General features: G+C 63.7%; 8 protein-coding genes. 4 read left to right on the forward strand and 4 right to left on the reverse strand.

Annotated features, from left to right (window positions below; genetic code table 11):
* The first annotated feature begins 57 nt into the window (after positions 1-57).
* Together JQK88_RS06355 and JQK88_RS06360 are read left to right on the forward strand one after the other, a co-directional pair.
* Entirely contained in the window at positions 58-1863 is a 1806-nt protein-coding gene (locus tag JQK88_RS06355; RefSeq protein ID WP_203277782.1) for an IlvD/Edd family dehydratase, read from the forward strand.
* Between the two features lie 138 nt (positions 1864-2001).
* Positions 2002-2400, forward strand: coding sequence for a hypothetical protein (locus tag JQK88_RS06360; RefSeq protein WP_192250052.1), 399 nt, complete (start codon positions 2002-2004; stop codon positions 2398-2400).
* Positions 2401-2416: 16 nt separating this feature from the next.
* On the opposite strand, the gene JQK88_RS06365 is transcribed toward JQK88_RS06360, so the two are convergent.
* Both JQK88_RS06365 and pdxR read right to left on the reverse strand, forming a co-directional pair.
* Positions 2417-4039, reverse strand: a complete 1623-nt coding sequence (locus tag JQK88_RS06365) for a trimethylamine methyltransferase family protein (protein WP_203277783.1) — start codon at positions 4037-4039, stop codon at positions 2417-2419.
* A gap of 207 nt (positions 4040-4246) precedes the next feature.
* Complete coding sequence (gene pdxR, locus JQK88_RS06370) at positions 4247-5740, reverse strand: MocR-like pyridoxine biosynthesis transcription factor PdxR (RefSeq protein WP_192249804.1); 1494 nt, start codon at positions 5738-5740, stop codon at positions 4247-4249.
* Between the two features lie 376 nt (positions 5741-6116).
* Here pdxR and pgi point away from each other — a divergent pair, with 376 nt between their 5' ends.
* Entirely contained in the window at positions 6117-7760 is a 1644-nt protein-coding gene (gene pgi / locus JQK88_RS06375) for a glucose-6-phosphate isomerase (protein ID WP_203277960.1), read from the forward strand.
* A complete protein-coding gene (locus JQK88_RS06380; protein WP_192249806.1) occupies positions 7757-8488 on the forward strand; it encodes an HAD family hydrolase in 732 nt (243 codons plus the stop codon). Before pgi ends, JQK88_RS06380 begins: the two co-directional genes overlap by 4 nt.
* Here the strand turns inward: JQK88_RS06380 and JQK88_RS06385 are convergent.
* Positions 8472-9182 carry a class I SAM-dependent methyltransferase gene (locus JQK88_RS06385; RefSeq protein ID WP_312037242.1) on the reverse strand — a complete coding sequence of 237 codons (711 nt, stop codon included), beginning with the start codon at positions 9180-9182 and terminating at the stop codon, positions 8472-8474. The two genes, JQK88_RS06380 and JQK88_RS06385, sit on opposite strands and share 17 nt — an antisense overlap.
* Positions 9183-9220: 38 nt before the next feature.
* Positions 9221-11206, reverse strand: coding sequence for a long-chain fatty acid--CoA ligase (locus JQK88_RS06390; protein ID WP_203277785.1), 1986 nt, complete (start codon positions 11204-11206; stop codon positions 9221-9223).
* Between the last annotated feature and the right edge of the window lie 294 nt (positions 11207-11500).

Raw genomic sequence — 11500 nt, forward strand, 5'->3', positions numbered from 1 at the left:
TCTTGCCTGCCACGGCGCGTTGCCATATCGATTTGTCTTACAAATACGGAGACCACAATGGCAGGCGCCCCCACCAGAAAAAAGAAATTTCGCTCGCAGGAGTGGTTCGACAATCCCGACAATCCGGGCATGACAGCGCTCTATCTCGAGCGCTACCTGAATTACGGGCTGACGCGGGCCGAGCTGATGTCGGGCAAGCCGCTGATCGGCATCGCCCAGACCGGTTCGGATCTGTCGCCCTGTAATCGCCACCATATCGAACTGGCCAAGCGCGTGCGCGAAGGCATCGTCTCGATGGGCGGCATCCCCTTCGAATTCCCTTGCCATCCGATCCAGGAAACCGGCAAGCGCCCGACTGCGGCACTCGACCGCAACCTTGCCTATCTCAGCCTGGTCGAGGTGCTCTACGGCTATCCGCTCGACGGCGTCGTGCTGACCATCGGTTGCGACAAGACCACGCCGGCGCTTTTGATGGCGGCGGCCACCGTCAACATTCCGGCGATTGCACTGTCGGTTGGCCCGATGCTCAATGGCTGGCACAAGGGCAAGCGCACGGGCTCCGGCACCATCGTCTGGGCATCGCGCCAGCGGCTGTCGGCCGGCGAGATCGACTATGACGAGTTTATGGACATCGTTGCCTCCTCGGCGCCGTCCACCGGCTATTGCAACACCATGGGCACCGCCACCACGATGAACTCGCTGGCCGAGGCGCTCGGCATGCAACTGCCGGGCTCGGCCGCCATCCCCGCACCCTACCGCGAGCGTGGCCAGATTTCCTACGAGACGGGCAGGCGCATCGTCGAGATGGTGCATGAGGATCTGAAGCCCTCCGACATCATGACGCGTCAGGCATTCGAGAATGCCATCGTCGTCAATTCGGCGATAGGCGGCTCGACCAATGCGCCGATCCACCTCAATGCGATTGCCCGCCATCTCGGCGTGCCGCTCAACAATGACGACTGGCAGAAAATCGGCCTCAACGTGCCGCTGCTCGTCAATCTGCAGCCGACCGGCGAGTATCTCGGCGAGGACTACCACCATGCTGGTGGCGTGCCGGCGGTGGTGGCCGAGCTTTTGAAGGCCGGGCTTTTGCCGCATCCCGACGCCGTCACCGTCAACGGCAAGGCGATCGGCGACAATTGCCGCGGCGCGGCCAACGAGAACCAGGATGTCATCCGCAGCGTCGACAAGCCGCTCAAGGTCAATGCCGGTTTCATCAACCTCAGCGGCAATCTGTTCGATTCGGCGATCATGAAGACCAGCGGCATCTCGCCGGAATTCCGCGAACGCTATCTGTCCAACCCGAAGGACCCGGAAGCCTTTGAAGGCAATGCCATGGTCTTCGACGGCCCGGAAGACTATCACGCCCGCATCGACGATCCGGCGCAAGGCATCGACGAGCATACCATCCTGTTCATGCGTGGCGCCGGCCCGATCGGCTATCCCGGCGGCGCCGAAGTCGTCAACATGCAGCCGCCCGCCTATCTCATCAAGAAGGGCATCCACGCTCTGGCCTGCATCGGCGACGGCCGCCAGTCGGGCACATCGGGCTCGCCGTCGATCCTCAACGCCTCGCCGGAAGCGGCAATAGGCGGCGGTCTGGCGCTGCTCAAGACCGGCGACCGCGTGCGCATCGACTTACGCAAAGGCACCGCCAACATCCTCGTCACCGACGAGGAAATCACGCGCCGCCGCGCCGAACTGCAGAACGATGGCGGCTATCACTACCCCAAGCACCAGACGCCATGGCAGGAAATCCAGCGCTCCATGGTCGACCAGTTCTCGGAAGGCATGGTGCTGAAGCCGGCGGTGAAATACCAGGACGTCGCGCATACTAGCGGTGTGCCGAGAGACAACCACTAGCGTCGCAGGTTTGGTGAAATCAAAGGCGGCTTGCCATCGGGCAGGCCGCCTTTTCTCATGGCGACGCTCTTGTATCGGCTGGGCCGGGTCTACAGATACGTTATCTCGGCATGTTCTGCACAAGAGATAGACCCATCAATGACGAAACGGCGCTCTTCCCTTGGGTTTCTCGGCATGTTCGGCCGCTCGGGCGATTTGCGGGAACTCGACAGCGCGCTGCGCGCCGCCGATCTTCATCCGGCCCTTGTTCCCGAGGGCGTAAAGCTTACCATCGTCAACCTGATGAAAGACCATTGGCCGGACGAACCGCCGCCGGAGGCCTATCTGTCCGTGGCGCAGCTGTTCGGCTATTGTATCGCCGGGCCGCAAACGTTCGAGCAGGCCAACGGCCCGGAGCGACGGCTGGACGCGGAGCGTCGCATCGAAGCAGCGCTTGAAACCGGCGACAGTCTGGATGCGCAGATCGTGCTGATGGCGCTGCATGCCAAATTGATCAGCGCCGAGGTCGTCGATCGATTTGGGCTAAGCGCGGACTGACTTCGTAAGGTTAGGCTTACCCACCCATGCCACTGCGCGGCAGCTTGATCATCTCGCCGAAGCGGGCGCGCAATTTGTCGTCGAGCAGCTTCGGCACATGGCGGGGGAAGCGCTCGGCCAGCACGCGTTTCTTCTCGATGATCGCCCGCTGCAAGATGTCGGGCCGGCCCTTTTCATTCCATTCCTTCGGCGAAAAGCGGTCGCCGACGGCCGGATAGAAATATTCGGTCTGCATCAACCGCAGCGTCTGCTCGTTGCCGAGATAATGGCCCGGGCCATTCATGCAGACTTCAGTGATGGTGTCGATCGACAGCGCTTCGTCTGTCACCTCGATGCCGCGCACACAGCGCAGGCAATGGCCCAGCATGTCGTTGTCGATGATCAGGCTTTCCAGGCAGAAGCCGAGCAGCGAGGCATGCATCCCTGCCGATTCATAGACGAGGTTGAGGCCGGCCAGACCGGCCATCACATCGGTGATGCCCTTTTCATAGCCGGACTGGATGTCGGGCAGTTTCGAATCCGTCATGCCGGCGGCCGAACCGCCCGGCAGATCGTAGAATTGCGCCATCTGCGCGCAGGCCGAAGTCAGCACCGCCTGCTCGGCCGAGCCGCCCGACATGGCACCGGTCCTGAGGTCGGAGACGAACGGCCAGGTGCCGAAGATCGCCGGATGCCCCGGCTTGATGGCGTTGACATAGATGAGACCGACGAGCACTTCGGCCACTGCCTGGACCACTGCCCCGGCAATCGCCGCCGGGGCGGTGGCGCCGGCCTGGCCGGCCGACAAAAGGAGGATCGGAATGCCGCCTTCGACACATGCCTCGAGCACGCCGCAAGCGTCCTCGGCGAATTTCATCGGCGGCACGACGAAGCAGTTGGAGTTGGAGACGAAGGGCCGGGCGCGGAAATTCTCCTCGCCGCCGGCGATCGCATACAGCATTTCCAGCGCCGGCTGCACGTTCTCGCGCACCGTGAACGAGGTGCCGACATGCTTCGACGTTCCCATCACGCAGGCGTAGAGCGTGTTGAAGTCCATTTCGAGCGGATCGGGAATGTCGCGCGGCACCATCGGCCGCTGGAAGAAGTGGATGTTGTCGAGCCCTTCGACGAGGCGGGCGGCGTCGTAAATGTCCTGCACCAGCGACTCGCGGTATTCGCGCTTTTCGACATCGACCAGATGCACCGCGGCACCCGCGGTCCCGTAATGCACGCGCTTACCCTGGATCAGCATGTCATGCTTCGGGTCCTGGCCGTGCAGGGTGAAATTCCGCGCCGCTTTCTTGATCGTGTCCAGCACCAGGCCGCGCGGAAAGCGGATGCGGCCGTCATCGCCATAGACGGCACCGACCCCGGTCAGCGCTTCGATACAGGAGGGAATGGCATTGGCGAATCCGACGGTTTCCAGAAGCGTCAGCACCGCTTCATGGATGCGCTCCTGGTCGTTTTTGTTGAGCGGGCCGTAGCTACCGCCTTCGAGGCCGGCGCGCACCGGCCTGATATCGTCGGCCAGCGGTGCGGCCCGCATGGCGCGGCGCGCTTCGCGCCCGCCGGATCGCCGCGAACGCTGATCGCCCAAAGCTTCTTGTTTAATAGCTGCATCCTTAAGAGCCGCATCCTGCTTTTCAAGAGCCACTGACATGGAGGCACTCCACCTTTAGCTTGCGAAACCGGACGCGGTGATTGGTCCACCGTCGGCCTGCTTCGTCCCCTTTGTCCGCCGACTATGCCGCCGGCATTGGCACAGCCTATGGGCCAGTGGACCCCGTCGCATATGCCAGGGAACTAAAGAACAGTGCTGGGAAGGATGTCAGGGACCGGGACCGTTCAGGGCCCCGGCACGAGGAAATCAGGCGGCTGCCGGCCTACGGCCGGCCGCGGTCGCGAGTTCGCGAATGCCCGGCTCGATGTGCTGCAGCGCGATCGAGGAAATGCCCAAGCGCATGAAACGCGACGGCTTTTCGGTGCGGTCGAAGAAGCGGTCGCCGGGCTCGATGATGACGCTGCGCGACGCCGCGGCCTCGGCCAGTCCGCGTGAATCGGTGCCGCGCGGCCCTTCCAGCCAGAGCGATGTGCCGCCGGCCGAATCGGTCGAGCGCCATTCCGGCAGGAATGCGGAAATCGCATGGACCAGACGCTTGCGCCGCTCGTCGAAGGCCGACGACAGCCGCCGCACCAGGGCCTCGTGATGGCCGAGCGACAGGAACAGCGCGACGGCGCGCTGGTTGTTGGCCGGCGGATGCCGCAGCATGAAGCGGCGTAGCGCCCTGAGTTCCGCGATTAGTCCAGCCGAAGCCACGATGTAGCCAAGCCGCAAGCCTGGAGCCAGCGTCTTCGACATCGAGCCGACATAGATGACTCGGCCTGAACGATCGAGGCTCTTCAGCGCCTGCTGCGGTGCCTCGTCGAGAAGCTGGCTGTCATAGCCGTCCTCGATGATGATCTGGTTGTGGCGGTTGGCGCGCGCCAGAAGATCCTGCCGCCGCTCCGCCGACAGCGGCACCATGGTCGGGCAATGGTGGCTGGGGGTGACGAAGACGAACCCGGAATCGTTGGGAATGGAAGTGGTTACGATGCCGGACTGGTCGACCGGAACCGGCTGGATGTCGGCGCCGGCCAGCCGGAAGATCGAGCGCGCGTCGGGATAGCCTGGGTCTTCCATCGCCACCTTCGAGCCCTTGGTCATCAGCAGCGTCGCCAGCATATAGAGCGCGTTCTGCGCGCCGAGCGTCACGATGATCTCGTCCGGATTGGCGAAGATACCGCGCCGCGGCAGCAGTCGCGCCTGGATCTGCTCGATCAAGAGCGGATCGTCGCGATCGACCATGTCGGAGGCCCAGTTGCGGATCTCGAGCACCGCCAGCGCCATGCGGTTGCACTCGCGCCATTCGGCGGTCGGGAACAGCGCCGGGTCGAACTGGCCGTAGACGAAGGGGTAGGAGGACTTGATCCAGTTGTCGTGCTTGGCCGGAGGCGGCATGTCGCTGGCGGCGATCTGCCGGCGTGCCTTCCAGTCGATCTCGTTCTGCTGGTCCGGCGCCTTCTGGTGCGGCTTGGCGGGGGTGGCCAGCACATCGGGATTGACGAAATGGCCGCGCCGTTCGCGCGCCACCAGGAAACCCTGGTCGACCAGCTGCTGGAACGCCAGCACCACGGTGCCGCGCGCGACGCCGAGTTTTTCGGCCAGGATGCGGCAGGACGGAAGCGGCATCGAAGCGGCGATCTGCCGGTCGAGGATAGCGGCGACGATCGCCTGGCGAATCTGCGCCTGCAGGGTCTGGCCCGATTCCGCCGAAATCCGGAACAGGCCGGACCATATGGCCGTGTCGTTACGCTGTGGCATGGGAGATGTTCCTCGATGGCCAGTCTTTTTTGCTTGGCTGGACCAGCGGAAGGTAACCGTGGCACAAGGGGTTGCGCCAATCAATTTTTCTGATCGCTGGGATTTATGCCAGTGATCCTTCGCGCGACGCCGGCGCGACGCGAAGCGTCGTCGCGTGCGCTGTAAGCAGCAACATCCCCAGCGCGACGCGCAGCGTCGTCGCCCTTGCCTCGATCTCCCGGCGCGACGCGAAGCGTCGTCGCTCCACCCCGCTATGTTGCACTGCGTCATCCCCACGCATTGAAACAAATGGAATTCGGCTCAATAACTCCACCGCGACACGCGCCGGAAACATCCGGTCTGATAAGATGTCATGAAAAAGTATCAGGAGCCGGCAGTGGATCATTCCTCCTTCGACAAACAGCTTGTCGCCTTGCGTGCTGCGCGCGGGGCGGCATCGGGCACGATGCGCGAGGTTTTTGCCGCCGACCCCAAGCGCTTCGAGACATTCTCGGCCAGCGACGACGACCTTCTGCTCGACTGGTCGAAATGCGCGGTCGACCAGCACACCATGGAGCTGCTCGAGAAGCTCGCCGGTGCGGCCGACCTCGAAGGGCGCCGCGCAGCAATGTTTTCCGGCAAGAAGATCAACATCACCGAGGACCGCGCCGTGCTGCACACGGCGCTGCGCAATCTCTCGGGCAAGGGCGTCACCGTCGACGGCCAGGACGTCAAGGCGGATGTGCTTGCCGTGCTCGACGCCATGGGCGCCTTTGCCGACGCCATTCGCTCGGGCAAGGCCGCCGGCGCCACCGGCAAAAAGATCACCGACATCGTCAACATCGGCATTGGCGGCTCAGATCTCGGCCCGGCCATGGCCACGCTGGCACTGGCGCCCTATCACGACGGCCCGCGCGCGCACTACGTCTCCAACATCGACGGCGCCCATATCCATGACACGCTGAAGGGCCTGTCCGCCGAAACCACCCTCTTCATTATCGCCTCGAAGACCTTCACCACGGTCGAGACGATGACCAATGCCGAGACGGCACGCAAATGGGTGCAGAAGGCGCTCGGCAAGGAAGCCGTCGGCAAGCATTTCGCCGCCGTCTCGACCGCGCTCGACCTGGTGGCCAAATTCGGCATCGAGGCCGATCGCGTGTTCGGCTTCTGGGACTGGGTCGGTGGCCGCTATTCGTTGTGGGGCGCCATCGGCCTGCCGGTGATGATTGCCATCGGCCCGCGCAACTTCCGCGCCTTCCTCGATGGCGCGCATGAGATGGACGATCACTTTCGCACCGCCCCCCTGCAGAAGAACCTGCCGGCGCTGCTGGGGCTGGTCGGCTGGTGGCATCGCGTGATCTGCGGTTATCCGGCCCGTGCGGTCATTCCTTATGACCAGCGCCTGTCCAGGCTGCCGGCCTATCTGCAGCAGCTCGACATGGAATCGAACGGCAAGGGCGTCACCCTCGACGGCACGGCGGTGACGACGCCGACCGGGCCGCTGGTCTGGGGCGAGCCCGGCACCAACGGCCAGCACGCCTTCTTCCAGTTGCTGCACCAGGGCACAGATTTCATCCCGGTCGAGTTCCTCGCCGCCGCCGTCGGCCACGAGCCTGATCTGAAGCATCAGCACGATCTGCTGCTTGCCAATTGCCTGGCCCAATCGGAGGCGCTGATGAAAGGCCGCACGCTTGAAGAGGCGCGCGCGCAGATGCTGGCCAAGGGCATGAAGCCGGCCGATGTCGACAAGATCGCTCCGCACCGCGTCTTCTCCGGCAATCGTCCGTCGGTGACCATCCTCTACCGCAAGCTCGACCCGCGCACCTTCGGCCGGCTGATCGCGCTCTATGAGCATCGCGTTTTTGTCGAAGGCACTCTGTTCAACATCAATTCGTTCGACCAGTGGGGCGTCGAGCTCGGCAAGGAACTGGCGACCGGTCTGCTGCCTGTCGTGGAAGGCAAGGAGAGCGCCGCCAAGCGTGACGCCTCGACGGCTGGGCTGGTGGCGCGCATCCAGCAGCTGCGGGGTGCGGCATGAAAAACCCGGCGGACATCAAGGGCATATTGTTCGACAAGGACGGCACGCTCGTCGATTTCAACGCGACCTGGCTTGGCATTGCCGATTTCATGGCCATGGACGCCGCCGAGGGCGATCGCTGGAAGGCCGACAGGCTGCTTTCGGCGGCTGGCTTCGATTTCGTCAACAAACGTTTCAGGCCCGATTCGATCTTTGCCTCGGGCACCAACATGGATGTCGTCGAATTGTGGTTCCCGCGGCTGTCCGACGAGGACCAGATGCTGGCCGTCGCCCGCTTCAACGAGATCACCTCGGTGCAGGGCTCGTCGATGGCGGTGGCGCTGCCGGGCATCGTCGGGGCGCTGACGGCGCTGCACAAACGCGCCTACCGGCTCGGCGTCGCCACCAACGATTCCACCAGCGGGGCGGAAAAGACCATGGTCACGCTCGGCGTCGCCCAGCTCTTCGACGCCGCCTATGGCTATGATGCGGTTGCCAATCCGAAACCGGCGCCGGACACGATCCTGGCCTTCTGCGACCTGACCGGATTGAGGCCGTCCGAGATCGCCATGGTCGGCGACAACCGCCACGATCTGGAAATGGCGCGTGCCGGCGGTTGCGGGCTGGCGATCGGCGTGCTCTCCGGCACCGGCACGCGGGAATCGCTGTCGTCGATTGCCGATATCGTGCTGGATTCGGTTGCCGATCTGCCGGACTTCCTGTCGGCGCGCGTCAAGGAGACGATCTGACGGCCTCGAACGAAAACACCCCGCTCGGCTTGGTCGCAACACCCTTTGCGTCGCCGAAATCCGGCACCTGATACTCTGCGAGCAGCCGCAGTCGCGACAGCGGCAGGTCTGCGCGGCGGGGATCGCCGACCAGCACCTCGATGCCGGCTGCCATGCAGTGGTCAAGGAACGGGATCAGCCGCAAGGCAACGTCGCGGCTATAAAACACGTCGCCGGCAAGCACGAGGTCGACCGCCGGTGGCGGGCCCGTGGTGATATCCTTTTCGACAACGCTGATCGTGACACCGTTGGCCGCCGCGTTGACACCGATCGCGGCGACGCCGTTGCGATCGATCTCGGTGGCGATCACCGTGCTGGCGCCGGCCTTCGCGGCGGCGATGCCGACAAGGCCCGAGCCGGCGCCAAGGTCGATCACGCGGCGGCCGGCAACGCTTTGCGGATGGTCGAGTATGTACCGCGCAAGCACGGCGCCGCCGGCCCAGGCATAGGCCCAGTAAGGCGGCTGTGGCTCATCGCCGTCCGGCTCGATCGCATCGTCGTCCGCGTCCGCACCTTGGTGTGGATCGACAAGCCGCCTCAGGCCGCTGCCGGGATGAGCCGTGTAGAGCTGGATTTCGGGAAGCGCGGGAACGGGCGCTAGCCGCAGGTTTGCTTTGATGAATGTTGCCGGGTCGGGACGTCGACCGACGTCCACGATCCCGCCATCGCCAGGACCGTCTCGCAAACCATCCACTATTCCCGCAGCGCCCGGCGCAAAATCTTGCCCACCGGCGTCTTCGGCAATTCGGTCCGGAACTCGATGTATTTCGGCCGCTTGTAGCCGGTCAGGTTCTCGCGGCAATAGGCGGTCAGCGCCTCGACGGTCAGCGCCGGGTCCTTCTTGACCACGAACAGTTTTGGCACCTCGCCCGAATGCTCGTCCGGCACGCCGATTGCCGCCACTTCCAGCACGCCCGGATGCTGGGCGACGACTTCCTCGAGTTCGTTCGGATAGACGTTGAAGCCGGAGACCAGGATCATGTCTTTCTTGCGGTCGACGATCTTGGTGTAGCCGCGCTCGTCCATGAAGCCCATGTCGCCGGATTTGAAGAAACCGTCCTTGGTCATTACCTTGGCGGTCTCATCCGGCCGGTTCCAGTAGCCGGCCATCACTTGCGGCCCGCGGATGCAGATCTCGCCGACCTCGCCCAGCGGCAGATTGTTGCCGTCGTCGTCGCGGATGGCGATCTCGGTCGACGGCAGCGGCAGGCCGATCGTGCCGGTGAAATTGCCGTCGCTGAACCTGTTGGCGGTGGCCACGGGCGAGGTCTCCGACAGCCCGTAGCCCTCGGTGATCGAGTTGCCGGTCAACGCCTTCCAGCGCTCGGCAACCCCCTTCTGCACCGCCATGCCGCCACCCAGCGTCATGATCAGCGGTTTGAAGTCGAGCTTGCGGAAATCCTCATTGTTGAGCAGTGCGTTGAACAGCGTGTTGAGGCCCGGGAAAATGTGCATCGGGTATTTCTGCAGTTCCTTGACGAAGCCGGGTATGTCGCGCGGGTTGGGAACCAGCACGTTCTGGGCGCCCTGCTGCATACCCATCAGCGCGTTCACCGTCAGCGCGAAGATATGGTAGAGCGGCAGCGCGCAGATGAAGTTGAGATGCGCCGGCTTCGGCTTGATGGCGTAAGCGTCCTGCAGCCACAGCGTGTTCTGCGCGACATTGGACAGCACATTGGAGTGCAGCAGCACAGCACCTTTGGAAATCCCCGTGGTGCCGCCGGTATATTGCAGGAAGGCGACGTCGCTTGCTTCCATCTTGGCCGGCTTGAAGGCGATGCCGGCGCCGGCCTTCACGGCCGCATTGAACTTGACATGGCCGGGCAGCGACCAGGCCGGCACCATCTTCTTCACCCGCCGCACGACGAGGTTGACGATCGTGCCCTTGAGGCCGCCGAGCATGTCGCCCATCGCCGCGACCACCACATGCTTGACATCAGTCCTGGCGATCACCGCGTCCAGGGTGCTGGCGAAATTCTCGAGGATGACAATGGCCTGCGCGCCGGAATCCTTGAGCTGATGTTCGAGCTCGCGCGGCGTGTAGAGCGGATTGATGTTCACCACGACATAGCCGGCGCGAAGCACAGCCATCATCGCCACCGGATATTGCAGCACATTCGGCATCATCAGCGCCACGCGTGCGCCCTGCTGCAGGCCCTTCGATTGCAGATAGGCGCCGAAGGCGGCCGATTGCCGCTCGAGTTCGGCATAGGAGATCGACTTGCCCATGCACACGAAAGCCGGCTGGCCGGAAAACTGCTTGCAGGCGCCGACCAGGAAGTCGCCGATCGAACTGTAGGGCAGGGTGCCGATCTCGGCCGGAACGACTTTCGAATAGCTTTTAAGCCACGGTTTGTCAGGCAGACCGGCGGCAAGCGCTGTCAGCGTCTTCGGCAGTTTTTTGGCCGGGCTCGGCGCCGGTTTTGAGGCCGGCTTTGCCGCCGCCGTTTTCGCTGCGGGGCTGGCGGCAGGCTTTGCAAAAGGTGCTGTCTTCGCGGCCGCGGGGTTGGTCGCAGGTTTCGCTGCCGGCTTGGCGCTTGCCTTCGCCGGCGCACTGGCTGCCTTTGGCTTGGCGGCTTTGGCTGACGGCGCTTTCGGTTTGGCGGCAGCGGCGGCAGGTTTTGAAGCGGTTGCCGCTTTTGCTTTCGCCGGGGCCGTTGTCTTTGTTGCTTTTGCCACCTCGAGCCTCCCTTAGTCGTTCTTTGCCTGCTCCATGCTGTACCGCCTCTATATGGTGAGGCGTCCTCCGCTGCAGCGATGTCGCGCATTCCCGGGAAATCCGGCGTGTCATCTATCTATTGCGACTATCGGCGGCCGTGCAAGTCTTGCCCCAACGGCAGGACGGCAAAGATTTGCCGTCAAAATCTGTCCCGCGCTGTTGCCTTAGGCACTAGCTTGTCGCGATGGCATGAGGGACCCCCGGCCCGTGGATCATTGTTCCAGCGATATCGGTCATCAATGAAAAAATGCGGT

Origin of the sequence: Mesorhizobium caraganae (assembly GCF_016836705.1) — a bacterium.
GTDB classification, from domain to species: Bacteria; Pseudomonadota; Alphaproteobacteria; order Rhizobiales; family Rhizobiaceae; genus Mesorhizobium; species Mesorhizobium caraganae.

What these genes read in the sequence shown, in the direction of transcription:
- JQK88_RS06380 (WP_192249806.1), top strand. Translation starts at nt 7,757, where the DNA reads ATGAAAAACCCGGCGGACATCAAGGGCATATTGTTCGACAAGGACGGC.
- JQK88_RS06355 (WP_203277782.1), top strand. Translation starts at nt 58, where the DNA reads ATGGCAGGCGCCCCCACCAGAAAAAAGAAATTTCGCTCGCAGGAGTGG.
- pdxR (WP_192249804.1), bottom strand. Translation starts at nt 5,740, where the DNA reads ATGCCACAGCGTAACGACACGGCCATATGGTCCGGCCTGTTCCGGATT.
- JQK88_RS06365 (WP_203277783.1), bottom strand. Translation starts at nt 4,039, where the DNA reads ATGTCAGTGGCTCTTGAAAAGCAGGATGCGGCTCTTAAGGATGCAGCT.
- JQK88_RS06360 (WP_192250052.1), top strand. Translation starts at nt 2,002, where the DNA reads ATGACGAAACGGCGCTCTTCCCTTGGGTTTCTCGGCATGTTCGGCCGC.